The 26,094-nt window shown below is 70.6% G+C and carries 23 protein-coding genes; 16 read left to right on the top strand and 7 right to left on the bottom strand.

Annotation, left to right across the window (positions count from 1 at the left end):
* Positions 1-16: 16 nt before the first annotated feature.
* Complete coding sequence (locus AW271_RS30975) at positions 17-664, bottom strand: hypothetical protein (RefSeq protein WP_157554801.1); 648 nt, start codon at positions 662-664, stop codon at positions 17-19.
* A gap of 73 nt (positions 665-737) precedes the next feature.
* Positions 738-1,310: a TetR/AcrR family transcriptional regulator gene (locus AW271_RS30970; RefSeq protein WP_062341144.1), complete on the bottom strand. Its 573-nt coding sequence runs from the start codon at positions 1,308-1,310 to the stop codon at positions 738-740.
* Between the two features lie 72 nt (positions 1,311-1,382).
* Here AW271_RS30970 and AW271_RS30965 point away from each other — a divergent pair, with 72 nt between their 5' ends.
* The 10 genes from AW271_RS30965 to AW271_RS30920 are packed head-to-tail and all read left to right on the top strand — an operon-like array spanning position 1,383 to position 12,363.
* A complete protein-coding gene (locus AW271_RS30965; RefSeq protein ID WP_218008221.1) occupies positions 1,383-2,168 on the top strand; it encodes an SDR family NAD(P)-dependent oxidoreductase in 786 nt (261 codons plus the stop codon).
* Positions 2,169-2,226: 58 nt separating this feature from the next.
* A complete protein-coding gene (locus tag AW271_RS30960) occupies positions 2,227-3,870 on the top strand; it encodes an ABC transporter substrate-binding protein (RefSeq protein WP_245653294.1) in 1,644 nt (547 codons plus the stop codon).
* The gene (locus AW271_RS30955; RefSeq protein ID WP_062341142.1) at positions 3,867-4,790 is read left to right on the top strand and encodes an ABC transporter permease; all 924 of its coding nucleotides are present in this window, start codon (positions 3,867-3,869) and stop codon (positions 4,788-4,790) included. Before AW271_RS30960 ends, AW271_RS30955 begins: the two co-directional genes overlap by 4 nt.
* Positions 4,787-5,569, top strand: coding sequence for an ABC transporter permease (locus tag AW271_RS41700; protein ID WP_062341141.1), 783 nt, complete (start codon positions 4,787-4,789; stop codon positions 5,567-5,569). Before AW271_RS30955 ends, AW271_RS41700 begins: the two co-directional genes overlap by 4 nt.
* Positions 5,566-7,143, top strand: coding sequence for a dipeptide ABC transporter ATP-binding protein (locus AW271_RS30945; protein ID WP_062341140.1), 1,578 nt, complete (start codon positions 5,566-5,568; stop codon positions 7,141-7,143). The genes AW271_RS41700 and AW271_RS30945 overlap by 4 nt, the downstream gene beginning before the upstream one ends.
* A complete protein-coding gene (locus AW271_RS30940) occupies positions 7,064-8,386 on the top strand; it encodes an NtaA/DmoA family FMN-dependent monooxygenase (RefSeq protein WP_062341139.1) in 1,323 nt (440 codons plus the stop codon). The genes AW271_RS30945 and AW271_RS30940 overlap by 80 nt, the downstream gene beginning before the upstream one ends.
* On the top strand, positions 8,383-9,507 hold the full coding sequence (locus AW271_RS30935) for an LLM class flavin-dependent oxidoreductase (RefSeq protein ID WP_062341138.1): 1,125 nt from the start codon (positions 8,383-8,385) through the stop codon (positions 9,505-9,507). The genes AW271_RS30940 and AW271_RS30935 overlap by 4 nt, the downstream gene beginning before the upstream one ends.
* Positions 9,504-10,538, top strand: a complete 1,035-nt coding sequence (locus AW271_RS30930; protein ID WP_062341137.1) for an LLM class flavin-dependent oxidoreductase — start codon at positions 9,504-9,506, stop codon at positions 10,536-10,538. The genes AW271_RS30935 and AW271_RS30930 overlap by 4 nt, the downstream gene beginning before the upstream one ends.
* Positions 10,535-11,650, top strand: coding sequence for an LLM class flavin-dependent oxidoreductase (locus tag AW271_RS30925; RefSeq protein ID WP_062341136.1), 1,116 nt, complete (start codon positions 10,535-10,537; stop codon positions 11,648-11,650). Before AW271_RS30930 ends, AW271_RS30925 begins: the two co-directional genes overlap by 4 nt.
* On the top strand, positions 11,647-12,363 hold the full coding sequence (locus AW271_RS30920) for a DUF1684 domain-containing protein (RefSeq protein WP_062341135.1): 717 nt from the start codon (positions 11,647-11,649) through the stop codon (positions 12,361-12,363). Before AW271_RS30925 ends, AW271_RS30920 begins: the two co-directional genes overlap by 4 nt.
* On the opposite strand, the gene AW271_RS30915 is transcribed toward AW271_RS30920, so the two are convergent.
* The gene (locus AW271_RS30915) at positions 12,356-13,900 is read right to left on the bottom strand and encodes a glycoside hydrolase family 26 protein (RefSeq protein ID WP_062341134.1); all 1,545 of its coding nucleotides are present in this window, start codon (positions 13,898-13,900) and stop codon (positions 12,356-12,358) included. The genes AW271_RS30920 and AW271_RS30915 overlap by 8 nt on opposite strands.
* 92 nt (positions 13,901-13,992) lie before the next feature.
* Complete coding sequence (locus tag AW271_RS30910; RefSeq protein ID WP_062341133.1) at positions 13,993-15,006, bottom strand: LacI family DNA-binding transcriptional regulator; 1,014 nt, start codon at positions 15,004-15,006, stop codon at positions 13,993-13,995.
* Between the two features lie 144 nt (positions 15,007-15,150).
* Here AW271_RS30910 and AW271_RS30905 point away from each other — a divergent pair, with 144 nt between their 5' ends.
* The 4 genes from AW271_RS30905 (at position 15,151) to AW271_RS30890 (ending at position 19,729) form a co-directional block, all read left to right on the top strand.
* Positions 15,151-16,449, top strand: a complete 1,299-nt coding sequence (locus AW271_RS30905; protein ID WP_062341132.1) for an ABC transporter substrate-binding protein — start codon at positions 15,151-15,153, stop codon at positions 16,447-16,449.
* Between the two features lie 65 nt (positions 16,450-16,514).
* Positions 16,515-17,423, top strand: a complete 909-nt coding sequence (locus tag AW271_RS41695; RefSeq protein ID WP_062341131.1) for a carbohydrate ABC transporter permease — start codon at positions 16,515-16,517, stop codon at positions 17,421-17,423.
* On the top strand, positions 17,420-18,253 hold the full coding sequence (locus tag AW271_RS30895; RefSeq protein WP_062341130.1) for a carbohydrate ABC transporter permease: 834 nt from the start codon (positions 17,420-17,422) through the stop codon (positions 18,251-18,253). Before AW271_RS41695 ends, AW271_RS30895 begins: the two co-directional genes overlap by 4 nt.
* 12 nt (positions 18,254-18,265) lie before the next feature.
* Positions 18,266-19,729 (top strand): glycoside hydrolase family 43 protein, encoded by a 1,464-nt coding sequence (locus AW271_RS30890; protein ID WP_062341129.1) that lies wholly within the window; start codon positions 18,266-18,268, stop codon positions 19,727-19,729.
* 9 nt (positions 19,730-19,738) lie between these two features.
* On the opposite strand, the gene AW271_RS30885 is transcribed toward AW271_RS30890, so the two are convergent.
* The 3 genes from AW271_RS30885 to AW271_RS30875 all read right to left on the bottom strand — a co-directional run bounded on the left by AW271_RS30885 (position 19,739) and on the right by AW271_RS30875 (position 24,229).
* Positions 19,739-21,784, bottom strand: a complete 2,046-nt coding sequence (locus AW271_RS30885) for a cellulase family glycosylhydrolase (RefSeq protein ID WP_062341128.1) — start codon at positions 21,782-21,784, stop codon at positions 19,739-19,741.
* A 112-nt stretch (positions 21,785-21,896) separates the two neighbouring features.
* Positions 21,897-22,868, bottom strand: coding sequence for an alginate O-acetyltransferase AlgX-related protein (locus AW271_RS30880; RefSeq protein ID WP_062341127.1), 972 nt, complete (start codon positions 22,866-22,868; stop codon positions 21,897-21,899).
* Positions 22,869-22,879: 11 nt separating this feature from the next.
* Complete coding sequence (locus tag AW271_RS30875) at positions 22,880-24,229, bottom strand: MBOAT family O-acyltransferase (RefSeq protein ID WP_062341126.1); 1,350 nt, start codon at positions 24,227-24,229, stop codon at positions 22,880-22,882.
* Positions 24,230-24,317: 88 nt separating this feature from the next.
* Here AW271_RS30875 and AW271_RS30870 point away from each other — a divergent pair, with 88 nt between their 5' ends.
* Both AW271_RS30870 and AW271_RS30865 read left to right on the top strand, forming a co-directional pair.
* Complete coding sequence (locus AW271_RS30870) at positions 24,318-24,965, top strand: response regulator transcription factor (RefSeq protein ID WP_062341125.1); 648 nt, start codon at positions 24,318-24,320, stop codon at positions 24,963-24,965.
* A gap of 14 nt (positions 24,966-24,979) precedes the next feature.
* Positions 24,980-26,068, top strand: coding sequence for a sensor histidine kinase (locus AW271_RS30865; RefSeq protein ID WP_063818173.1), 1,089 nt, complete (start codon positions 24,980-24,982; stop codon positions 26,066-26,068).
* Positions 26,069-26,094: the final 26 nt, after the last annotated feature.

The following is a 26,094-nucleotide window of genomic DNA, read 5'->3' as shown; positions in this document are numbered from 1 at the left end:
GAAACTGAGGCATTCGTCAGTGTTCACGCCATTCGTCGGGCTCAGCCGAATCGCTGGCCGACGGCTCCTGGATGTGGGTCTCCGCGCCCCAGCCCCTGAGCAGGGAGTCGGTGATCGAGGTGACGATGCGGGTAGGGCCCATCTTCTCGGCGTCCGAGGTCCAGACGCGGCGGACCAGCCCGTCCTCGCCGATCCAGATCCGCCAGACGATTCTCTGCTTCGCGTTGTTTCCGGTCGGCCGTTTGCCGCCGTAGTTGCGCTGGAACGCGGGAGAGATCCGATAGAGATCGTGGTGACTGATGGCGCCTCGGTGAAGGGTGGTGCGAGTGCCGTCGTAGACGCCGCCGGGCTTCTTGCTCACGGCGCGGGCCAGCAGCGCCTTCAGGGTGGCGGGCTCGTCCATGGCGATGTCGCCTGCCGAGAAGTCAGGGACGCGGCCGGTTTCTTCGAATTTGACCCACGTCTTCGTCGGCGGAGTCAGGCACCACCAGCCCTGGCAGTAGTAACGGTCTTCGAAGAAGACGTAGCGGAGTGGCGGATCGGGATATCTCGGATCGGCGACGTCGCGCCGGTCGACCGCCACGATCCCGTCGGGACCGAATTCGACGCGGAATTTCTGCCGGTAGTCGAAGTCCTCCTCCACCGTGGAGAAGGTCGACGTCATGGAGACGCCCCGACCGGCCACGAACTGGTGAATCTGATGATCACAGCCATCGGTCACGAATGGATCGCGTTGATTATGCGTTTCTGAGGCTTTCGATGGCGTCGGTCAGGCCGATTTCGAGATAGCGGATGTCGTCGGTCGCGACCAGCATCGTCGCGCCGCCCGCGATGGCGCCGATGATCTGGGTCGCCACGCGTTCGGCGTCGGCGTCGGGGCGGACCGCCCGCACGCCGTCGGCCACGTGGCGGTGCCAGCGGGTGTACATGCCCGTGATGATGCCCTCGACCGCCGGGTCGGCCAGGCCCAGTTGCGCCGTCAGCGCCGACAGCGGGCAGCGGCGGCGCTGGGCGGCGTAGCGGGCGATCACCCGGTCGCGCCAGGCCTCCCACTGCGACCATGAGGTCAGGTCGCTCAGGTAGGGCTCCTGTTCGGCGAGCACGAGTTCGGCCTCGTGGGCGGCGACGGCGAGCAGCATGTCGGCTTTGCCGTCGGGGAAGTAGTGGAAGAGCTGGCTCTTGCTCGTGGTGGTCGCGGCCCGGATGTCGTCGAGGCCCACGTTGGCGGGGCCGTGGTCGCGGATGAGCTTGGCGGCGCCCTCGACGATCCGCTGCCGAGTGGCGGCGCCCTTCGGAGTCAGTGCTCTCACCTGGGTACTCTAGCAAAAGTGAACTTGACAGTCCATTTTTCTGATGGCATTTTGGACCGCGTAGTCCAATCCATGAAGGGAACCGAAATGGACCTGCAGCTCACCGGCAAGCGCGCCCTCGTGACGGGATCGACCAGCGGTCTGGGCGAGGAGATCGCCCGCACCCTCGCCGCCGAGGGGGTGACGGTGGTCGTCCACGGAAGGGATCGGGGCCGGGCCGAGGCGATCGCGAAGGAGATCGGCGGGACCGTCGCGATCGGCGACCTCACGACCGACGAGGGCGCCGACGCCGTGGCGGAGGCGGCCAAGGAGGTCGACATCCTGGTCAACAACCTGGGCGTCTTCGACCCCTCGCTGACCTGGGACAGTCTGTCGGCCGACGACTGGAACGACATCTACAACGTCAACGTCGTCGCCTCGGTACGCATGATCAAGAGGTTCGTGCCGGGCATGAAGGAGCGGGGCTGGGGGCGGGTCATCCAGATCAGCAGCGCCCTCTCCGACCACCCGATGGACACCCAGCCCCACTACGCCGCGACCAACGCCGCGCGCAACAACCTGGCCGCCTCGCTCTCCCGGGAGCTGAAGGACTCCGGGGTCACCTCGAACGCGGTGGCCGCCGGCGGCATCCTCACGCCGAAGGCGAAGGTCCGGCTGACGGAACTCGGGCGGCAGTCGGGCTGGGGCGAGACCTGGGAGGAGATGGCCGAGACCGCGGGCAAGCGGCTCACCACCATGGTCGACGTCGGGCGGATCGGGCTGCCCGAGGAGTACGCCGGCCTGGTGACGTTCCTGGCCAGCCCGCGCTCCGGCTACGTCACCGGCGCGACGCTGCGGGTCGACGGAGGGTGGCACTGACCACAGCCGCTTGACGGAGATTCCCCTATTTCCTACATTAAAAGTAGGAAACTGAGAGGTGATCTCCGTGCGCCGGTTCCGCGCCCCCCTTGCCGCACTACTCCTACTTCCGCTGCTCGCCGCCTGTGGCGGGACCAGCGCACCCGAGCAGGCCCCGGCCGGCCCGCCCGCCCAGGGCGGCTCGCTCGTCTTCGGCGTCAACACCGAGCCGCTCAACCTCGACCCCCACGCCAGCCCGCAGGACGTCACCGGCCTGTTCACCCGGCCCGTCCTCGACTCCCTGGTCGCCCTCGACGACAAGGGCGACGTGCACCCGTGGCTGGCCAGCTCGTGGGAGATCTCCGACGACCAGCTGACCTACACCTTCAAGCTCCGTACCGGGGTGAAGTTCAGCGACGGCACGCCCTTCGACGCCGCCGCCGTGAAGACCAACCTCGACCACATCGTCGACCCGGCGACCAAGTCGCAGCTGGCGGCGGCGGCGTTCGGGCCGTACGAGAAGAGCACCGTCGTCGACCCGCAGACCATCGAGGTGACGTTCAAGGAGGCGTACTCGCCCTTCCTGGCGGCGCTGGCCACCGCCTACTTCGGCATCCAGTCGCCCAAGCAGCTGGCGCTCGGGCCCGAGGCGCTGGCCAAGAAGGTCGTCGGGACGGGGCCGTTCGTCATCGACGCGTACGTGCCGCACCAGGGCATCACCTACCGCCGCAACCCCGACTACGACTGGGCGCCCCCGACCGCCAAGCACGCCGGGCCGGCCCGCCTCGAACGCCTGGAGTTCAAGGTCATCGTCGAGGACGCCGTCAGGCTCGGGGCGCTGACCAGCGGGCAGATCGACGCCATCGCCAGCGTGCCGCCCGTCAACGTCACGCAGGTCGAGGCCAACCCCAAGCTGACCATCATCCGCAAGCAGGCCCCGGGCGGGAACTACAACTACTACCCGAACAACGAGAAGGGGGTCTTCGCCGACCAGAAGGTCCGGCAGGCGTTCCGCGACGGCATCGACTTCGCCACCGTCGTCGAGAAGCTCTACTTCGGCGCCTTCGACCCGGCGTTCAGCGCGATCTCCCCGGCGACGGCCGGATACGACAAGGCCACCGAGACGCAGTGGAGGTACGACCCCGAAGGGGCCGCCCGGCTGCTCGACGAGGCCGGCTGGTCGAGCAAGGACGCCGAGGGCTACCGCACCAAGGACGGCCGGCGGCTGACGGTGAAGTGGCCGTTCCTCAAGGCGCTGGCCCGGGAGCAGCGCGGCACGCTGGCCGAACAGGTGCAGGCCGAGGCCAAGAAGGCCGGGTTCGACGTCCAGTTCGTCGACGTCACGCCCGCCGACTTCACCCCCAAGGCGCTGGCCGGCGACTACGACCTCATCGACTTCAGCTGGCAGCGGGCCGACGGCGACGCGCTGCGCAACCTGTTCGCGATCTCCAACATCCCCCGCCCCGACTTCTTCGGCCAGAACCTGGCCCGCTGGCACGACCCCGAGGTCGACGGCTGGCTGACCGGCGCGCTGCGCACCACCGACCTGACTGAGCGGGCCGCCCTCTACGCCAAGGTCCAGCAGAAGGCCAACGCCGACGCCTCGATCGTCCCGGTCTACGTCTTCACCTATCTGCTGGGCGCGTCGAAGAACGTCCAGGACGTCACCTTCGAGCCGCAGGCGTTCCCGACCTTCTACGACGCCTGGGTGTCGAAGGCATGATCCGCCGCATCCTCACCCGGCTCGGCACCTCGGTGCTGGTGCTCTGGGGGGCGGTGACGGTCTCCTTCACCGCCCTGCACCTGACGCCCGGCGACGTGGTCGACGTGCTGATCGGCAGCAGCGTCGTCACGCCCGAGGTGCGGGCCCAGATCATCGCCGACTACGGGCTCGGCGAGCCCCTGGCCGTCCAGTACGCCACCTACCTGGGGCGCGTGCTGCGGGGCGACCTCGGGCAGTCGTACCAGCTGCACGAACCGGTCGCCTCGGCGATCGGGGCGCAGCTCGGGCCGTCGTTGCAGCTCGCGGGGGTCTCGCTGCTGGTCGCCGTGGTGGTGTCGACGACGTTGGCGATCCTGACCGCGCGGCGCAGACCCTGGATCAGGGGGTTGTCGTCGGGCCTGGAGCTCGTCGGGGTGTCGATCCCGACGTTCTGGACCGCGATCCTGCTGCTGACGATCTTCTCCTTCCAGCTCGGCTGGTTCCCCGCCGTGGGCAACGACGGTCTCGCCGCGCTGGTGCTCCCGGTCATCGCCGTCGCGCTGCCGATCACGACCCTGCTCACCCAGATGATGCGCGAGGGCCTGGAGCTGACGCTGGAGCAGCCCTTCGTGCTGACCGCCCGCACCCGCGGCATGTCGGACCTCGGCGTTCGGCTCCGGCACGCGCTGCGGCACGTGCTGGTCCCGACCGTGACGCTGATCGGCTGGCTGGTCGGCCTGACGGTCGGCGCGATGGTCGCGGTCGAGCAGATCTTCTCCCGCCAGGGCGTCGGCCAGCTCACCCTGACCGCCGTCGGCGGCAAGGACCTGCCGGTCGTGATGGGCGTGGTGCTGCTCACGGCGGTGGTGTACGTCGTCGTCAACATCGTCGTCGACCTGCTCTACCTCCTCATCGACCCCCGGCTGCGGGGTGCGGCGTGAAGGTCTTCGCGGTGGCCTTCCTGGCCCTGATCACGCTGGCCGCGCTCGCGCCGAGCCTGCTCACGGGCGGCGTCACCCCCGACGCCGCCGACGCGCTCGCCGCCCTCCAGGGGCCGAGCGCCGACCACCTGCTCGGCACCGACGCCAACGGCCGCGACGTCTTCGCCCGCATCGTGTACGGAGCCGCGCCCTCCCTGCTGGCCGGGCTCGGCGCGACCGCCCTGGCGGTGGTCGTCGGCACCGCGCTCGGACTGCTGGCCGCCCTCGGCGGGCGGGTGGTCGACGAGATCGTGACCCGCCTGATCGAGATCGTGTTGTCGCTGCCGACGCTGCTGCTGGCGCTGCTCGTCATCACGGTCACCGGGCCCGGAACGGTCAACGTGATCTTCGCGATCGCCCTCTACACCGCGCCCGGCTACGCCCGGCTGGTGCGCGCCCAGACCATGGTGATCCGCAACGCCGGGTTCGTGGAGGCGGCCGTCTCGCTCGGGCTCGGCCGGGGCCGGATCATCACCCGGCACGTGCTGCCCAACGCGTTCGAGCCGCTGGCGGTGCTGGCCACCATCGAGGTCGGCACCGCCCTGGTGGCCGCCGCCTCGCTGAGCTACCTCGGGCTCGGGCCGCAACCGCCGGCGCCCGAATGGGGGGCGATGCTCTCGGCCGGGCGCGACTACTTCTCGGTCGCCTGGTGGATCGCCGTCTTCCCCGGGGTGGCGATCACGCTGACCGTCCTGTCCGTCACCGTCGTCGGACGGCGGCTCCAGCGGAGGATCGCGTGAGCACACCCGTGGTCGAGGTGACCGACCTGCACGTGAGCTTCCCGGGCGTGGCCGCCGTGCGCGGCGTCTCGCTCGCCGTCCACCCGGGCGAGTGCGTGGCCGTGGTGGGCGAGTCGGGGTCGGGCAAGAGCGTCACCGCGCGCAGCCTCCTCGGGCTGACCGGGGAGGAGGCCACCGTCACCGCCGGGCGGCTGGCGGTCGAGGGCGTGGACGCGTCGAGGTTCGGCGAACGCCAGTGGCGGTCGATCCGGGGACGCACGATCGGCTACGTCCTCCAGGACGCGCTGGTCTCGCTCGACGCGCTCCGCCCCGTCGGCAAGGAGATCGCCGAGACGCTGAAGCTGCACCGCGCCGCGCCCCGGCACGAGCTCCCCGGCCGGGTGATCGACCTGCTGACCGAGGTCGGCGTGCCCGAGCCGGCGGTCCGGGCCAGGCAGTATCCGCACGAACTGTCCGGCGGCCTGCGGCAGCGGGCCCTGATCGCCTCGGCCATCGCCTGCGGGCCCCGGCTGCTCATCGCCGACGAGCCGACCACCGCGCTCGACGTCACCGTGCAGGCGCAGATCCTCCGGCTGCTGGCCGAACGCAAACGGGCCGGTCAGGCGCTGCTGCTGATCAGCCACGACCTCGCGGTGGTGGCCGAGCTCGCCGACCGGATCCTGGTCATGAAGGACGGCGTCGTCGTCGAGGACGGCCCGGCCCGGCAGGTGCTGGGAGCGCCGGAGCACGCGTACACGAAGAGCCTGCTCGCCGCCATCCCGCGACCGGGCTCCCGCACCACCGTGCCCGGTGACGTGGTGATCAGGGCCGAGGGCCTGGTCAAGACGTTCAAGGGGAGGACCGCCGTCGACGGGGTCTCCTTCGAGTTGCGGGCCGGGCAGACGCTCGGCGTCGTCGGCGAGTCGGGGTCGGGCAAGACCACGACGGCCCGGCTGGTGCTCGGCCTGCTCCGGCCCGACCGGGGGAGCGTCGAGATCGACCGGCGGCAGACGCAGGTGATCTATCAGGACCCGCTCAGCTCCTTCGACCCCCGGTTCTCGGTACGCCGCGTCCTCGACGAGGCCCTGGAGGTCGGCGGCACCCCCCGGCCCGAACGCCGCCGGCGCGCGGTCGAGCTGCTCGAACAGGTGGGCCTCGACGAGAGCGTGCTCGACCGGCGGCCGCTGAAGTTGTCCGGCGGGCAGCGCCAGCGGGTGGCCATCGCCCGCGCGCTGGCCCCGCGCCCCCGCGTGATCGTCTGCGACGAGCCCGTGTCGGCGCTCGACGTGTCGATCCAGGCCCAGGTGCTCGACCTGCTCACCGGACTGCAGGCCGAACTCGGGCTCGCCTACCTGTTCATCTCCCACCACCTCGGGGTGGTGCACCACGTCAGCGACCACGTGCTGGTGCTGAAGGACGGCCGGGCCGTCGAGTCGGGCGACGTGCACCAGATCTTCACGGCGCCGGCCGACCCGTACACCCGAGAACTGCTCGCAGCCGTGCCAGGAGGGCACTATGACCAAACAGATCCATCTCGCCGCGCACTTCCCGGGCGTGAACAACACGACCGTCTGGTCCGACCCCAGGTCGGGTAGCCAGATCGACTTCGACTCCTTCACGCACCTGGCGCAGACCGCCGAACGGGGCAAGTTCGACTTCTTCTTCCTCGCCGAAGGGCTGCGGCTGCGCGAGATGAAGGGCCGCATCCACGACCTCGACGTCGTCGGCCGGCCCGAATCGCTGACCGTGTTGTCGGCCCTGTCGGCCGTGACCACCCACCTCGGGCTGGCGGCGACCGTCAACTCCACCTTCAACGAGCCCTACGAGGTGGCCCGGCGGCTGGCCACCCTCGACCACCTGTCGGGCGGCCGGGCCGCCTGGAACGTCGTGACCAGCTGGGACGCCTTCACCGGCGAGAACTTCCGGCGCGGCGGCTACCTGGCCGAGGCCGACCGCTACACCCGCGCCAAGGAGTTCCTCCAGACCGCCCGCGAACTGTGGGACTCCTGGGCCCCCGACGCGCTGCCGAGGTCGGACGGCCGGTTCGCCCGGCCCGGCGGCATCGGCTTCTTCGAGCACACGGGTCAGCACTTCGACATCCGCGGCCGGTTCGACGTGCCCCGGCCGCCGCAGGGCCACCCGGTGATCATCCAGGCCGGCGACTCGGAGGAGGGCCGCGAGTTCGCCGCCGCCTCCTCCGACGTCATCTTCAGCCGGCACAGCAAGCTGGACGAGGGACGCGTCTTCTACCGCGACGTCAAGAGCCGCCTGGCCAAGTACGGCCGCACCGCCGACGACCTGAAGATCCTCCCGGCCGTCACCTACGTGCTGGGCGACACCCAGGAGGAGGCCGAGGAACGCGCGGCCGAGATCCGCCGCGCCCAGGTCGGCCCGCGCACCGCGATCCTGTTCCTGGAGGCGATCTGGGGCCGCGACCTGTCCGGGTACGACCCCGACGGCCCGCTCCCCGACGTCGAGCCCGACCTGTCGACCGACGTCTCGAAGGGCCGGGCCCAGTTCCGCCGCGACCGCGCCGAGACGGCGGCCAAGTGGCGGGCGCTGGCCGAGGAGAAGAACCTGTCGATCCGCGAACTCGTCATCGAGACGGCCGCCCCGCAGACCTTCGTCGGCACCGCGCTCTCCGTCGCGGCGGAGATCGACCACTTCGTGCAGACCGACGCCGCCGACGGCTTCATCTTCGTGCCCCACCTCACCCCGGGCGGCCTCGACGACCTCGTGGACAAGGTCGTGCCGCTGCTCCAGGAGAAGGGCGTCTACCGGGCCGACTACACCGGCCCGACCCTGCGCCACCACCTCGGACTGAAGGAGCTCTCATGAGCCTGCACCTCGCGGTCGCCCTCGACGGGGCCGGCTGGCACCCGGCCGCCTGGCGGGCCGAAGGGGCCCGGCCTGACCGGCTGTTCACCGCCGGATACTGGGCCGACCTGGTCATCGAGGCCGAACGCGGCCTGCTCGACTGGGTCACCTTCGAAGACTCCCTCAGCCTCCAGTCGTCCCGGCACGACGCCCCCGACGACCGCCTCGACCAGGTGCGCGGCCGGCTCGACGCCGTGCTCCTGGCCGCCGCCGTCGCCCCGCTGACCTCGAAGATCGGCCTGATCCCGACGACCAGCGTGACCCACACCGAGCCGTTCCACGTGGCGATCGGCATCGCCTCGCTCGACTACGCCAGCAAGGGCCGCGCGGGCTGGCGTCCGCGTGTGTCGGGACGTCCCGACGAGGCGGCCCACTTCGGCCGCCGGGAGTTCCCGCCGTTCGACCCGGCGAACGCCGAGTTCGTGGACGCCCTCTTCCGCGAGGCGGCCGACGCCGTCGAGGTGGTGCGCCGCCTGTGGGACAGCTGGGAGGACGACGCCGAGATCCGCGACGCCACGACCGGCCGGTTCATCGACCGCGACCGGCTGCACTACATCGACTTCCAGGGCGAGTTCTTCGCGGTCAAGGGCCCGTCGATCACCCCCCGCCCGCCGCAGGGCCAGCCGCTCGTCACCGCGCTGGGCCACGCGACCAAGCCCTACGAGTTCGCCGCCGCCAACGCCGACGTCCTGTACGTGACCCCCACCGGCCGCGACGACGCCCGCCGGATCACCGAGGAGGTCAGGGAGCTCAACCCCGACCTGAAGGTGTTCGCCGACCTGGTCGTCTTCCTCGGCGACCACAAGGCCCGCCTCGACGACCTCGACGGCGCGCCGCTGGAGTCGGACGCCCACGTCTTCGAGGGCAGCCCCGCCGAACTCGCCGACCTGCTGCTCGACTGGGGCTTCGAGGGCTACCGGCTGCGCCCGGGGGCCCTGCCGCACGACCTGACCGCCATCACCCGGGGCCTGGTGCCCGAGCTCCAGGCGCGGGGGGCGTTCCGGACCGCGTACGAGACCCCCGACCTGCGTGGACGCCTCGGGCTCGGCCGTCCGGCCAGCCGGTACGCGAGGGTGTCGTGAAGTTCCTCGCCCTCACGCTGGGCTTCCACACCGACCCCGGCACGCCGGTCGAGCAGCGCTTCCGCGAGATCGTCGACAGCGCGGTGGTGGCCGAGGAACTGGGCTTCGACGGGTTCGCGTTCGGCGAGCGCCACGAACGCCCGTTCCTGTCGTCGTCGCCGACGGTCGTGCTGAGCCACATCGCCGCCAAGACCTCGACGATCCGGTTGTTCACCGCCGTCACCACGCTCGCGCTGCTCGACCCGGTCAGGGCCTTCGAGGACTACTCGACCCTCGACCACCTGTCGGGCGGCCGGCTGGAGCTGATCATCGGCAAGGGCAACGGCACCGCGCAGGCCGAACTGTTCCACGTCACCGAGGCCGACCAGTGGGACCGCAACCGGGAGGGCTACGAACTGTTCCGCCGCCTCTGGCGGGAGGACCGGGTGACCTGGTCGGGCCGGTTCCGCCCGCCGCTGGAGAACGCCGAGGTGCTGCCCCGCCCGCTCCAGCGGCCGATCAGGGTCTGGCACGGCAGCGCCACCAGCCGCGAGTCGGTCGACCTGGCCGCCTCCTACGGCGACCCGCTGTTCTCCGCGAACGTCTCGAATCCGGTCGAGCCGTACGCCGAACTCGTCGCCTACTACCGCGAACGCTGGGAACACCACGGCCACGACCCGAAGGACGCCGTGGTCGGGGCGGGCACGGCCGGTTACTACAGCGCCCCGAAGTCGCAGGACGCCATCGAGACCTACCGGCCGATCTTCGACGCGCGGCTGAAGTTCTTCGCCCAGCGCGGCCTCGACCCGGTCTTCCACAGTCTGGAGGACGCCATCGAGCGCAGCTCGATCCTGGTCGGCAGCCCCCAGCAGATCATCGACAAGGTCCACCGCTACCACGACCGGCTCGGCCACGAGGTGATCCACATCTCGGCCGAGGCCGACGGGCTGCCCGCCGCGCGGCACCGCGCCTCGCTCGAACTGTTCCAAGCGGAGATCGCGCCCGTGCTCCGCGCCGACATCCCCAGCAGACCCCTGGGAGGGCTCGCATGACCCGGCTGTCCATCCTCGACCTGGCCCCGATCGTCTCCGGCGGCGACGCCCGGCAGGCCCTCGCCAACACCCTCGACCTGGCGCGCGCGGCGGAGGCGGCCGGCTACCACCGCTACTGGCTGGCCGAACACCACTTCACGCCGGGCGTGGCGAGCTCGGCCCCGGCGGTGCTGATCGGCGCGGTCGCCGCCGCGACCAGCACCATCCGCGTGGGCTCGGGCGCGGTGCAGCTCGGTCACCAGACCGCGCTCGGCGTCGTCGAGCAGTTCGGCACCCTCGACGCGCTCCACCCGGGCCGCATCGACCTGGGCCTGGGCCGGTCGGGCCAGCGCGCCAAGGAGTTCAAGGACGCGCCCGCGCCGCCGCCCCAGGAGGCGCGGGTCGTCGACGGCCTGCTGATCCCCAAGCCGTTCTCGTTCGCCTCGATCGCCGACAAGTCGATCTTCACCCTGTGGGCGCAGCTGCTCCAGCAGCCCGGCGCGCAGTCGCCCGACTTCGCCGAGCAGGTGGACGACATCAGGGCGTTCATCGCCGGCACTTACCGGTCGGCCGAGGGCGTCGAGGCCCGCGTGAACCCGGGCGAGGGCGCGGAGCTGGAGTTGTGGATCCTCGGCAGCAGCGGCGGCCAGAGCGCCCAGGTCGCCGCCGAACGCGGCCTGCCGTTCGCGGCCAACTACCACGTCGCCCCGTCGGCGGTCCTCGAGGCCGTGGACGCCTACCGCGACGCCTTCAAGCCGTCGGATCTGCACGCGAAACCCCACGTGATGGTGTCGGCCGACGTCGTCGTGGCCGAGACCGAAGCCGACGCGAAAAGGATCGCCGAACCCTACGGCCTGTGGGTGCGCAGCATCCGTACCGGAGCGGGCGCGATCCCGTTCCCCACGCCCGAGGAGGCGCTCGCGCACGAGTGGACGCCCGAAGACCGCGAACTGATCGCCGACCGTCTCGACACCCAGTTCGTCGGCACCCCCGCCCAGGTGGTCGAGCGCCTGCGGGTCCTCCGCGACGTCACGGGCGCGGACGAACTGCTCGTCACCACCATCACCCACGACCACGCCGACCGCGTGCGCTCGGCCGAACTGCTCGGCCGGGCCTGGAAGGAGCTCTCATGACCACCCGCGAGGCCGAAGTCCGCGACCTGCTCACCCTGACCGGCACGACCTGGATCGACGGCGACACCGTCGTCCCGGGCGTGCCCGGCGTGTGGAGCCCGACCGGCGGCGGCGTCGAACTGAAGGCGGGCCCCGACGACGGCCTGACCATCGACGGCGAACCCGTGACCGGCCCGGTCGTCATCACCCCCGACGTCTCGGGCCTCCACCACGGCCGCGTCAAGATCCAGGCCCTCATCCGGGACGGCCTCCCGGTGATCCGGACCTGGGATCCCGACGCCGCGACCCTGCGCGCCTTCCGGGGCATCGACTCCTACGCCCACGACCCGGCGTGGATCCGCCCCGCTGTCTTCCGCCCCTACGGCGAGACCCGCCCCGAGACGGTCCCCACCGCCGACGGCCGCGACCGCGACCTGCTCCTGGTCGGCGAGGTGGAGATCGACCTCCCGGGAGGCCGCCGCACCCTCGCGGTCACCGAGGCCCCCGGCGGCCTGTCGGCCCAGTTCGGCGACCTGACGAACGGCGAGGAGACCTTCCGCTTCCGCACCCTCCCGCTGCCCGCCCCGGGCCCGGACGGGACGCTGGAGGCCGACTTCAACAGGGCCCACCTGCCGCCGTGCGCGCTGACCGACCACTTCCTCTGCTTCTTCCCCCCGGCCGGGAACCGTCTGGACGTCCGGGTCACGGCCGGGGAGAAGGGCCTCGTCAGCTGATCGTCGTGGTGCGGGCGGGCGTCGACTCCTGGTACGTCTGCGACGTCGGCTGGAAGTCGAACCAGTAGTTCAGGGAGCTGCCGGCGGTCAGGGTGACCGGCAGTTCCCAGCGTCCCGACCCGGCGTTCCAGGTCAGGAAGTAGTTGAGCTGGCCACCGCCGTTCACCCGGTAGTGCACGGTGACGTACGACGAGGTGAACCCGTTCGGCCGGAACCAGATGACCGACCGCGACGCGCCGACGTCGTAGCGGCCCGTCGTGGGGGTGACGGTGGGCGTCGGCGACGGGCTCGGGCTGGGCGACGAGGTGGGCGTGGGCGACGGCGTGGGGTTCGGGCCGGTGCCGCCGACGTAGACCGGCTTGCTCAGTTCGGCGAGGAACCGGCTTCTGATCAGGGGGTTCGCCTGGATCCGGGAGTCACCCCAGTAGCCGTTCGCGCACCCCGGCCCGCCCGCCTGCGCGCCGGTCGCGCACTGCCAGAGCGGCTGCGAGTCCCAGTTCGTGTTGATGTACGAGACGGCCCGCACCACGTCGCGGTTGGCTTCGACGAACGCGAAGAAGGGCGCGTACCACTGCGACCAGATGGTCTCCGCGGACGTGCCGGCGGGCGCCTTGGAGAAGATGCACGAGCGGGTGAGCGTGCCGTTCGTGTAGCCCTGCGGGGCGGTTTCGGCGATCATCGCGGGCTTGTTGCGGGCTCGGGCGAAGTCGAGCGCGCGGGTCTGCGCGGCCACCGGGGCCTGGTCGTAGGCGCGGCAGCCCCACTGCGTGGCGACCGATCCCGAGTTGTAGAAGGCCGACAGGCCGACCCAGTCGACCACGTCGTCGCCCGGATACCACTTGGTCAGGTGGTCGGGGTCGGTGACGACGTAGTTCCACTCGGGGTGGTCGGTCGAGGTGTTCAGCGGCCACGCCGCCGTCTGCCAGACCGTGGCGACCTTCGAGGCGCCCAGCGCGTCGATGCGGCCCTTGATGTAGCGGAAGGCCCGCTTGTAGAAGTCGGTGTTGTAGCAGTTCCACGGGCCGTCGAACTCGTAGCCGATACGCAGGTAGACCGCGCGGTCGTAGCCCTTCAGCCGGTTCACCAGCTCGTCGACCTGGGCGCGGTAGGCGGACACGAGCGACGGCGTGATGTCGGCGTCGGGGTTGGCGATGATGGCGCGCAGGGGCTGGTTGCCGCATCCCGAGGTCGCGTCGGACAGGTAGAGGCCGACCGCGAGGGCGGCGTTCGGATAGTCGCCCAGCGTCTGCGGGAAGTCGACCCGCCCCGCGCCCCAGTCGGCCGGGGCGGCGATCCCGGCCAGCGGCGGCGGCGAGCCGCCGAGCACGATGTTCGTGTAGAGGGTGACGCCGCCGGGATTCATCGACGGCACGTCGCGCTTCAGGTCGGACAGGGTCGTGCTGTCCTGGCCCATCATGAACAGCACCCTGCCGCCGGCGGGCAGGTTGCGCCCGGCCACGTCGGCCGATGCGGGGAGGACGGTGGTCCCGGTCAGGCCCGCCAGTAAGGCGGCGACCAGGAGGACGGTTCTGCGCATGCGGGGATCTCCACTCGTCGTACGGGCGAACGGCACCCGGCCCGCCGAACAGGTGTCGTGTGCGCCATGGTGCGGTGGAGATCGCGGCTAAGTCAATGTTTCGAGAAAGTTTCGACGGACTCGCGGGTGACGAGCCTGGTGGCGAGCTCGACGCGCGGTGAGTCGATCGGCTCGCCGTCGATCAGCCGCAGCAGCAGCCGCACGGCCATCGACGCCATCTCGAAGATCGGCTGCCGGACCGTCGTCAGCGGCGGCGACACCCAGCGCGCGACCGGGACGTCGTCGAACCCGACCACGCTGACGTCGCCGGGGACGCTGAGCCCGCGCTCGCGCAGCGCCTCGTAGACGCCGAACGCCTGCTGGTCGCTGGCCGCGAACACGGCCGTCGGCGGCTCGGCGAGGTCGAGCAGGGCGAGCATGTCGGCGTGGCCGGCGACGTCGGTGAACGCGCCGTGGCGGAGGTGCCCGTCGGGCACCGGCAGGCCGGCCCGGTCGAGCGCGGCCCGGTAGCCGTCGGCCCGCGCCCTGCTGCACAGCAGCTCACGGGGGCCGCCCAGGTGGGCGATCCGGGTGTGGCCCTGCGCGATCAGGTGCTCGGTCGCGCTGATGCCGCCGGCGTAGTTGGTCGCGCCCACGGCCGGGACGTCGGGGTCGACCTCGCCCACCGGGTCGACCACGACGAAGGGCACGCCGATGGCGTCGAGCCGGGCCCGTTCTGGCCGGGACAACTCGGAGACGACCAGGACCACCCCGTCGGACCTGCGGGCGGCCAGGTTGTCGAGCCATTCGCGGGTGGCGGCCGACCGGCCGTGGACGGCCGAGACGACCATGCCCACCCCGGCGTCGTGACAGGCCTCCTCGGCGCCGCGGATCACCTCGATCGACCACGACGAGTCGAGCTCGTTGACCACGAGGTCGACCAGACCGACGTCGCCGTGGCGATGGGACTTCCGGCGCGCGTAACCGTTGCGGCGCAGCGCGGTCTCGACCTTCGCGCGGGTGGCGGACGAGACGTCGGACCTGCCGTTGAGCACCTTCGAGACGGTCGCCACGGAGACGCCCGCCTCGGCCGCGATGTCGGCGATCTTCACCCGGTCACTGGTCATCTGGGGAGCCTATCTCGAAATTTTCGCGATCCGATTATGCGGATCCGTGACCAACTGGACCGTTGACCGCCGGGATCTTCGCGCATACGGTACTCGAAAATCTCGCGAAAATTTCGCGAAAGTGTCCCCTGAGAGGAGTCCGGGATGAGCGGAATCGGCTCCCGGCTCGGCGCCGTCCTCGGCGTGTTGACTCTGCTGCTGGCCGCCTGCGGAACGGGCGGGAGCACCCCCGCCGCACCGGTGGCACAGGACAAGGTGCAGCTCACCTACTGGCACTTCATCGACCAGACGAAGATGGTCGAGAAGTGGAACACGACCCACCCGGACGTGCAGGTCAAGTACGAGAGCCTGCCGTCCGACACCTACTTCACGAAGCTCCAGGCCGCGGTGAAGGCCGGCACCGCCCCCGACGTGGCGCTGGTCGAATACCAGATGATGAACACGATGGTCGCGGCCGACGCGCTGGAGGACATCGCCGGTCACGTGCCCGCCGACCTCGGATCGAAGTTCCCGGCCTGGGCCTGGCGGCAGTCGACCCTGGGCGACCGGGTCTACGGCGTCCCGCAGGACATCGCCCCAATGAGCCTCTACTACCGCAAGGACGTCTTCGACAAGTACAAGATCGACGTCCCGGCCACCTGGGACGAGTACGCGGCCGCCGCCGCGAAACTGCACAAGGCCGCGCCCGAGGTGTCGATGGCGGTCTTCTCTCCCCAGCAGGCCGGTCAGTGGGCGGGCCTGACCTGGCAGAACGGCGCGAAGTGGTACACCGTCGAGGGTGACTCGTGGCGGGTGAGCCTGAACGACGCCAAGTCGAAGCAGGTGGCCGACCTGTGGCAGCGCATGCTGGCCGACGGGTCGGTCACGCCGGGGGCGGACTTCTCGCCCGAGTGGGTGAAGGGCCTGACCGACGGCACCGTCGCGACGTGGATCGCGCCGTCATGGGCGCAGTCGTACCTGAAGGGCTCGATGGCCAAGGCCGAAGGGAAGTTCCGGGTCGCGCCGATGCCGCAGTGGACGGCCGGGGGCGCCGCCGCCGGGAACTGGGGCGGTTCCTCGCTCTCGGTGCCGAAGGGCTCCAAGCACGCCAAGGAGGCGGCCGAGTTCATCACCTGGCTCAACACCGACCCCGACGCCGTGAACCTGGCCGTCGACACCAACGGCATCTTCCCGGCGCTGACGTCCGGGCAGCAGTCGCCGGCCTTCACCAAGGAGGACCCGTTCTTCGGCGGCCAGAAGGTGCAGGAGGTGTTCCTGGCGGCCCAGCAGGGCGTCGACCCGTCGTTCACGTGGGGGCCGAACATGACCACGGTGTTCGCCCTGTTCAGAGACGAGTTCGGGGCTTCGGTCAACGGCGACGGCACGCTGTCGGACGCGCTCGACCGGGTGCAGGCGAAGGCCGCCGAGGACATGCGGAAACAGGGCTTCCCCCTGGCCGAATAGAGCCTTCGTGCGGCCGGCACCCCGCCGGGCCGGCCGCGCGAAGCCCATCCCCGAGGAGTCCTCTCATGAGTCACACCGTGACTCGGCCGCTCGCGCGGCGCAATCGTTCGGTCCCCTATGTCATGGTCGCGCCGTTCGTGCTGGTCTTCGCCGTGTTCTTCCTGGTCCCGATCGGGATCGCGGTCGTCCAGAGCCTTCATGGCACTGAGCGTTCAGGACTGCTGGGCCGCCCGCAGGACGTGTTCGTCGGCCTGGGCAACTACGCCGAGGTGTTCGCCGACCCGTCGTTCCACTCGGGGTTGCTCAGGGTGCTGGGGTATGTCGGGCTGACCATCCCGGTCATGCTCGTCCTCAGTGCGGGGTTCGCGCTGGCGCTCGACTCCGCGGTCGTCAGGTTGCGGCGGTTCCACCGGCTGACGTTCTTCCTGCCGTACGCCATCCCCGTGGTGGTGGCCACCCTGATCTGGGGGTTCTTCTACCAGCCCAAGTTCAGCCCCATCGCCGCCGCCTTCGAGGCGTTTGGGATCAGTGCGCCGAACCTGCTGGAGGGGGCGCCGCTGCTGGGCTCGATCGCCAACGTCGCCGTCTGGCAGTGGACCGGCTACAACATGATCATCTTGGTGGCGGCGCTCCAGGCCGTACCGCCGAGCGTCTACGAGGCGGCCCGGCTCGACGGATGCGGCGAACTCGCCCTCGCGCTGAGGATCAAGCTGCCGTTGCTGGTCCCGGCGCTGCTGCTGGCGTTCATCTTCAGCCTCATCGGCGCGTTCCAGCTCTTCAACGAACCGGCCGTGTTGCGCCCGCTGTCGAGCAGCGTCACCGCCGACTACACCCCGAACGTCTACGCGTACAGCAAGGCGTTCACCGACGCCCAGCCCGGCTACGCGGCGGCGATCGCCGTGGTCCTGGCCCTGGCGACGTTCGTGTTCTCGTTCGTGTTCCTGCGGGCCGGCCAGCGGAAGGGCGCACTGTGAAGCGACTCCCCGTCCAGATCGTGCTGATGGTGGCCAGCGTCTACTTCCTGTTGCCGCTGGCGTGGGTCGTGGTCAACGCGACCAAGGGCAGCGACGACCTGTTCAGCGCCGTCGGCTTCGCGCCGGGCGAGCGGTTCGCGCTGTTCGGCAACCTGGCCGAACTGGGGGCCTACCAGCACGGCCTGTTCTGGCGCTGGATGCTCAACTCCGTCGTCTACGCGGGCGCCGGGGCGGCGGTCGCGACGCTGCTGGCCGCGCTGGCCGGGTATGCGATGGCGAAGTACACGTTCCGGGGGTCGCGCACGTTGTCGGTCCTGATCCTGGGGGCCGTCCTCGTCCCGACCACCGCTCTGGCCCTGCCGCTCTACTTCCTGATGGCCGACCTCGGCCTCGACAACACCCCGCTGGCGGTGATCCTGCCGAGCTGCGTCAGCCCGATCGGCGTCTACCTGGCCAGGATCTACGCGACCAGCTCGGTGCCCGACGCCGTCATGGACGCCGCCCGCGTCGACGGCGTGGGCGAGTACCGGATGTTCTTCACCGTCGCGGCGCGGCTCATGTCGCCCGCCCTGGTCACCATCTTCCTGTTCCAGTTCGTGGCCGTCTGGAACAACTTCTTCCTCCCGCTGGTCATGCTCAACGACCGCGCGCTCTACCCCGTCACGCTGGGCCTGGTCGACTGGAACGCCACGCCCCCCTCGTCGGGAAACGTCATCTACCACCTGGTCGTCACCGGCGCCCTGGTCTCGATCGTCCCGCTGGTCGCGGCGTTCCTGCTGCTCCAGCGCCACTGGCGGTCGGGCCTGGCGGCCGGAAGCGTCACTCTCTAGAAGAGGAGCGTCATGCTGGTCCTCCGGGGGTCACATCCGGACCCGTCGATCCTGCGCGTGGGCGCCGACTACTACGTGGCCACCTCGACGTTCGAGTGGCGTCCCGGCGTGCGGCTGCACCACTCGCGCGACCTGGTCAACTGGCGCTGCCTGGGCGGGGCGCTGCACGACGACCTGACGGGCGTGCCCGACTCGGGCGGGATCTGGGCCCCCGACCTGTCCTACGCCGACGGCCTGTTCTACCTCGTCTACACCGACGTGCGCAGTTTCGGGGGCTTCTGGGACACCCCGAACTTCGTCGTCACCACCGAGCGGCCGGGGGACCGGTGGTCGGCGCCGGTCCCCCTGCACGCCCGCGGCTTCGACCCGTCGCTCTTCCACGACGACGACGGCCGGTCGTGGTTGCTGAGCAACCAGTGCGAATGGCGTCCCGGCCGGCCGTGGGCCGGGGGGATCATCGCCCAGGAGTTCTCCCGGGCCGATGGAAAGCTCATCGGCCCGCCGGAGCTGATCTTCGAAGGCACCTCGGCGGGCTTCACCGAAGGCCCGCGCCTCTACCGGAGAGACGGCTGGTACTACCTGGTCACCGCCGAGGGCGGCACCGGCTGGGACCACCAGGTGACGGTGGCGAGATCCCGCACCCTCACCGGCCCCTACACCGCGTCCCGCACCGTCCTCACCGCGAAGGACGATCCGGCGGCGGAACTGCAGAAGACCGGCCACGCCAGCTTCGTCGACACCCCCGAGGGCGACTGGCGGGTCGCCTACCTGGCCAGCCGCCCGCTGACCCCCAGAGGCGCCTGCATCCTGGGCCGGGAAACCGTGATCGCCCCGCTGACCTGGGAGGACGGCTGGCCGCAGGTGGGCGGCGAGTTGCCGGTCCCGCCCGCGCCTCACGCCGAGGAGCCCGAAGGCTGGCGGCACTCCGCGTGGAGCACGTTGCGGCGTACCGCGACCGACGACTGGCTCACCGTCGACGGCGACGCGCTCACGCTCCGGGGCGGCCAGTCGCCGTGGTCGGCCGTCGCCCCCAGCCTCTACGCGCGCCGCGTCACCGACCACCGCTTCACCTTCGCGGCCGACGTGGAGTCCTCCCCCGGGGACACCCGGCGACTCGCCGGGGTGACCGCCTACTACAACATGGACAACTGGTACTTCCTCGCGGTGACGGAGGGCCGTCTGCTGCTCCTGGCGAGCGACCGCGCGGAGGTGCGGGAGGTCGCCGAGGTCCCTCTGTCCACCCCTTTCCCGGTACGGCTCCGCCTCTCCCTGGACCAGGGCGACCTCCGGTTCGCCTACGCCGTAGACGGCCAGTGGCACGAGTTCCCCCAGGTCCTCGACGCCACGATCCTGTCGGACGACTACGCGACCTTCGGCCGCCGCTGGGGCTTCACGGGCGCGTTCGCCGGGGTGTGGGCCTGGGACCTGACGGGCGAGGGCACCCCGGCGACGTTCCGCGCCTACGAGACGACGTGACCGGCCGGATCAGCTCGTCGAGCCGGTCACCGTCGAGCCCGACTTGGTCACGTAATAGGTCACCTGGGCGCCGCTCCAGAAGTGCAGCGTCAGGGTGACCTTGCGGGCGTCGGCGACCTCAGCGAAGAAGGCCGGGGTCAGCGTGATCGTGTTGGCCGCGTAGCTGGGGGCGAAGGCGACGTCGAACTCCTTGAACGCGGTCCAGTTGTGGGGGCCGGCGAAGGTGCCGTCGGCGTACTTGGCCTCCATCGTGGCCAGCTGGTCACCCCGGAACGTCGTGGGGATGGTGAAGGCACTGGTCGTGCCCGTGGACGCCGCCACCTGCGGGGTGTCGTAGGTGATGATGCTGATCCGCCACGGCACGCCGGTCGAGAAGCGGGCCGACACGCTGGCGTTCACGCCGTAGGCGCGAGAGCCGACCAGACGGGTCAGTGCGGAGGCGGTCAAGGTCAGCGTGCTTCCCGAGACGGTGTAGTCGGTGCCCGAGGTCAGGCCGTTGAGGCCCTGGAAGGTCGTGCCGTTGAGGTTCAGGGTCAGCGACTTCGCGGTGATGGTCCCGGTCCGGGGGACGTAGACCTGGTCGGAGGAGGCGGTGCCCGAGCGGGTGGTCCAGCTCGACTTGATCTGGGCGGCGAGTTCGGGGTCGGACCACTGGAACGAGGTGCGGCCGAAGTGCTGGCCGTTGTCCCACAACATGGTCGTGATGCCGCGCTGGCGGGCGTAGTGGCCGAGGTATTCGAAGAACTTGAGCTTCTCGCCCTGCTGGACGGTGCCGGTGTGGCGGTCGAAGCCGAGCAGGCCGTACTCGCCGATGATCACGGGGATGCCCCGGCTGACGAAGCCGTTGTACGACCGGTCGAAGACGCCGTTCAGGTCCTGCTGGACGGTCGCGTCGAAGCGGGTGCCGCCCGCCACGTTCACGCTGAAGGGCCAGTAGCCGTAGAAGTGCACGGTGGCGATCAGGTTGCGGTCGTTCAGGCTGGTGAACGTGCTGTTCAGCTCGTCGATCCTGGCCTGGTCGGCGGAGGTGTGCAGGGTCGGCAGGACCAGCAGCCGGCTCGCGTTGCCGCCACCCGAGTTCCGGACGATCGTGCGGAACGAGGTGTTGAGCTCGTTCAGCAGGGTGGCGTTCTGGGCGTCGCCGGAGCTGCCGGTGAACTGGGGCTCGTTGACGCTCTCGAAGAGCAGCTTGGGCGAGTGGTCGCGGAAGGCCGCGGCGATCTGGGTCCAGACGGCGTTGTACTTGGCCAGCACGTTCGTGCGGTCCGTCGGCATCGTGTTGATCCACTGCCACGAGTCGTGGTGAATGTTGATCATGACGTAGAAGCCGTCGGCGAGGGCCCAGCCGACGACCTCCTTCACCCGGTTCAGGTGGGCGGAGCTGATCGTGTAGTTGGGGGCGCCGCCCAGATACTGACCCCAGGTGACCGGGATGCGGATGCTGTTGAAGCCCTGGGCGCGGATGTTGTCCAGCAGTTGCGGGGTGATCGTCGGGTTGCCCCAGGACGTCTCGCCCTGGCCGGTCGCGTCGAGCGAGTTGCCCAGGTTCCAGCCGGGCTGCATGGCCGCGACGACCGCCATCGCGTTACCGGGCGACGGCGAAGGAGAAGGGCTCGGCGAGGGCGAGGGTGAGGGTGAGGGCGAAGGCGAGGGCGACGGGCTGCCGCCGCAGGTCACCCCGTTGAGGGTGTACGCGCTCGGCGCGGTGTTCGCCCCGCTGTACGTCCCGTTGAAACCGACCGTCACGCTCGCGCCCGAACCGAGCGACTGCGCGTAGGAGGGCGCCGTCACGGTCACGTTCTGGCCCGACTGGGTCCAGGTCCCGTTCCAGCCCTGGCCCACCTGCTGGTTGCCGGGCCAGGTGAACCGCAACGTCCACGGGCTGACCGGGTCGCCCAGGTTCCTGACGGTGACGTTGGCGCCGAAGCCGCCGCCGTTGTCCCAGGTCTTGGCGTACGTCACCGAGCAGGCGACCGCCGCCTGGGCCGGGGGCGGGATGACGGCCACCCCGAGGGTCGCCAGCAGCGCGGCGACCGCGAGACGCAGTCTTTTCATGTTCGAGCCTCCATGGCTGGTTGGGAGCGCTCACATGGTTGGCCGCCCGTGCTGGAGATGTACACGACGGCGTCTCGGAACCCCCCGCTGACCTGGAATGGGGGTGAAAATTTCAGTCGAGGCCGAGCATGGGCGAGCTGCCGCCGACCAGGTGGCGTTCGACGATCTCGACGATCACCGTCTCGGCGTCGTGCCACGTCACCGGGCCGTCGTTGCGCTGGTAGGACAGGTTCGCGAAGTACGGCGTCAGCCACGGCATCGAGTTGCGGGTGAACGAGTCGCCGATCAGCACGGTCTTCGGCTCGTAGCGCGGCGCGCCCGTGCGGTCGAGGCGGTAGCGGTCGATCGTCTCCTCGCGGGGGGCGCCGAGCAGTATGCCCAGGTCGCCCTCGCGGGGCGCGCGGCCGGTGAAGACGAGGCCGGTTTTCGCGGCCAGGCCGGGATCGAGGGCGTGGGCCAGTTCGGCGGCGTAGGTCGCGGCGGCGCGGTCGGTCCAGTGGCTGTCGGTGCGCCAGTAGGCCGGCTGTCCCGTGGTGCGCTGGAGTCGCTCCAAGGGGGCGCGCAGGTCGACGTACCCGGGGAGGTCGGCCTTCTCAAGTGCGGTCCAGAACTCCTGTTTGCGGGCGCGCAGGCAGTCGTGGCCGGGGAAACGCGCCGGGAGCCACTGCGGACTGATCGTCGTCTTGTCGGGGGCGACGGTGAGGACGAACCGTTTCCCGGCCGCCTCGACGCGTTCGGCCAGCCGGCGCAGGGCCGTGATCGTCTCGGCGATCGGGTGCTTCTGGCGGCAGGCTTCGGTCACGTCGTCGCCGAAGTAGAGCCAGCCCTCCTCGCCCTCGATGACCTTGGGGTAGCCGAAGCCGTAGGCGGGGGCGTGGCCGAACAGCGCCTCGGTCAGGGCGACGTTGGCGCGCACCGCCTGGTCGCGTAACGGCAGGTGGGCGGTGGCCCACGAGTTCCAGTCGCCGTCGAGGGCCGGTACCGGCGGCAGCGGCTTGTTCTCCATCTCCACGGCGCGGGCTCCGGCGGCGAAGGCGATGGCCGGGAGGAAGAAGAACAACAGTGCGGCCAGGCGGGTTCGCATGGGCGTCCACCTCAGAACTGGTAGTAGAGGAACGGGCTGAAGGTGCCGGCGGCGACCAGCAGGGCGGCGTAGGGGGCGGCCAGCCAGGTCACCGCGGCGCGGAGCGGGCGCGGGCCGGTCGCGACCAGCGGGCCGAGCGGGCGGCCGGGCAGGAGGACGACGAGCAGGGCGAGCACGAAGACGGCCAGGCGTTGCGGGTTGGCGGCGTGGGCGACGAACTCGTCGAGGGGGCCGGGCCGCCACGTCACCATCGCGCCGAGCATGTCCCACGCGGCCGGCAGGCTCTCGGCGCGGAACGGCACCCAGCCGAAGACGACCAGTAAGAACGTGACCGCGCGGCCGGGCGGGAAACGCAGCAGCCGTTCGGCGATCAGCAGAAAGCCGTGATAGAGGCCCCAGACGAGGAAGGTCCAGTCGGCGCCGTGCCACAGACCGCACAACACGAAAATGGTGAGCAGATTCCGATAGGTCTGCCACGGGCCGTGCCGGTTGCCGCCGAGCGGAATGTAGACGTAGTCGCGGAACCACCTCGACAACGACATGTGCCAGCGCCGCCAGAAATCGGTTATCGAATGGGCCGAATAGGGCCGGTCGAAGTTCTCCGGAAGACGGAATCCGATCATCAGCCCGAGGCCGATCGCCATGTCCGAGTAGCCGGAGAAATCGAAATAGATCTGCAGCGTGTACGCCAGCGCGCCCACCCAGGCCGTCATGGTCGACATCTCCGCGCCGGGCGCGAACGCGGCGTCGGCGATCGGCGCGAGCGAGTCGGCGATGACCACCTTCTTGGCCAGCCCCAGCGCGAACCTCGGGAACCCGGCCGCGAGCCCGCCCTCGACGGGCTTGGCCAGCTGCCCCGAGATCTCGTGATATCTCACGATCGGACCGGCCACGAGCTGCGGGAACATCGCGATGTACGTCACGAAGCCGACCACGCTGGTCTGCGCCGGCGTGCTGCGCCGGTAGACGTCCACGACATAGGAGATGTGGTGGAAGGTGAAGAACGAGATGCCGATCGGCAGCGCCAGTTCGACCAGCGGCACGCCTTCCAGGCCGAGGGCGCGGATCTGCTCGGTGGCGAATCCGGCGTACTTCCACACCGCGAGAATCGACAGGTTCCACGTGACGGCCGCGACGAGCACCGCCGTTCTGCGGCGTTCGATCCGGTCGAGCACCCGGCCCGCCACGTAGTTCACCGCGATGGCCGATAACAGCAGCAGCGTGTACGCCCCCGCGCCCCACGCGTAGAAAACCAGGCTGGCCGCCGCGACGATGCCGTTCCTGAACCCGGGCAGCAGCCAATAGGCCACCAGGGTGGCCGGCATGAAGAACCACAGGAACAGTGGTGAGGCGAAAGACATCGCCGGGAGTCCACCAGAATTCTCGTCGGGCCGTCGTAACGGGAATCGGTTATGCCCGCGTTATTCGCCTTCTGACATCCTGGGCCGAATGCGGGTGCTGGTCGCCGAAGACGAACGACTGATCGCCGACGCCGTCGTGGCCGGGCTGGTGGCCGAGTCGATGACCGCCGACGTCGCCTACACCGGAACCGCCGCGCTGACCCTGCTGGCCGAGCGCGACTACGACGTGCTGGTGCTCGACCGCGACCTGCCCGGCGTCCATGGCGACGAGGTCTGCCGCGCGGTGGCCGGGAGCGTGCGGGTGCTGATGCTGACCGCGCTGGGCGGCGTGCACGACCGGATCGCCGGGCTCGCCCTGGGAGCCGACGACTACCTGCCGAAACCCTTCGCCTTCGCCGAACTGGTGGCCCGGGTCAGGGCCCTCGGCCGCCGGCCGGGCCCGGCCGACCCGCCGGTGTTGCGGCGTGGCGACCTGAGCCTCGACTCGGCCCACCGGCAGGTGTTCCGGGCCGGGCGGTACGTGCCGCTGGCCCGCAAGGAGTACGGCGTGCTGGCCGTGCTGCTGCGGGCGCGGGGCGGCGTGGTGTCGGCCGAGGAACTGCTGGAGAAGGTGTGGGACGAACAGACCGACCCGTTCACCAACACGGTGCGCACCACGATGATGAAGCTCCGCCGCAAGCTGGGCGAACCGGCGGTCATCGAGACCGTGCCCGGCGTCGGCTATCGCCTGCCCTGAGCATCCGGGCCCGGATGGCGCTGCTGTTCGGCGGGGTGATGCTGGTCATCGGCGCGGCGCTGCTGGGCTGCGTGTTCCTCGTCGTGCGGAGCACGATGGGCCCGCTGCCGCAGGAGATGACGACGCTGGTCTTCTCCGCCGACGGCGGGAACCCGTCGTTGTCGGGCCTCTACGAACTGGCCGTCAAGCGCACCTATCTGGAGCAGACCCAGGAGCGGGTGCGCGGCTTCGGCGGCCTGGTGGTGCTGGCGGCGACCCTGATCGCGGCGGCGGCCGGCTGGCAGGCGGCCGGGTGGGCGCTGCGCCCGGCCCGCCGGGTGACCGTCGCGGCGCGGCGGGTGGCGCTCAGCCACGACCTGACCGAACGCATCGGCTACGACGGCCCCGACGACGAGATCCGGCAGCTGGCCGACATCTTCGACGGCGTGCTCGGGCGGCTGGCCCGCGCCCAGGACGGCCAGCGCCGCTTCATCGCCAACGCCTCCCACGAGCTGCGCACCCCGCTCACGGTCAACCGCACCCTCGTCGACGTGGCCATTCGCCGCGCCGGGGCAGGAGACGAGGTGGTGCGGCTGGGCGAGTCGCTGCTCGTCGTCAACGAACGGCACGAACGGCTCATCGACGGCCTGCTCGCGCTGGCCCAGGGCGAGCAGGCGCTGACCGACACGACCGCGTTCGACCTGGCCGACGTGGTCGAGCACGTCGTCGACCTGGGCGCGGCCGAGGCCCTCGAGCGTGCGGTGACCGTCGGCCACGACGTCGCCGAGGCGGTGACCGAGGGCGATCCGGTGCTGGTGGAGCGGCTGGTGCAGAACCTGTTCGAGAACGCCGTCAGGCACAACGCCCCCGGCGGGCGGGCCTGGCTGACCACCCGGGCCGCCGACGCCGAGGTCGAGCTGACCGTCGAGAACACCGGGCCGGTCGTGCCGGCGTACGACCTGGAGACGATCTTCCAGCCGTTCCGGCGGCGGTCGGAGCGTGGCACGGGTCTCGGCCTGTCGATCGTGCGGGCCATCGCCACCGCCCACGGCGGCACGGTCGCCGCGCGGCCGAGGGAGGGCGGCGGGCTCGCGGTCACCGTCAGGCTGCCGCGGCGCGGTTGAACCACCGCGACCGGCCTTACGTCTCT

It is taken from the genome of Herbidospora sakaeratensis (assembly GCF_001570525.1).
GTDB lineage: Bacteria > Actinomycetota > Actinomycetes > Streptosporangiales > Streptosporangiaceae > Herbidospora > Herbidospora sakaeratensis.
The sequence above is the reverse complement of the archived record's forward strand: the minus strand, read 5'-3'. Positions and strand labels throughout refer to the sequence as shown.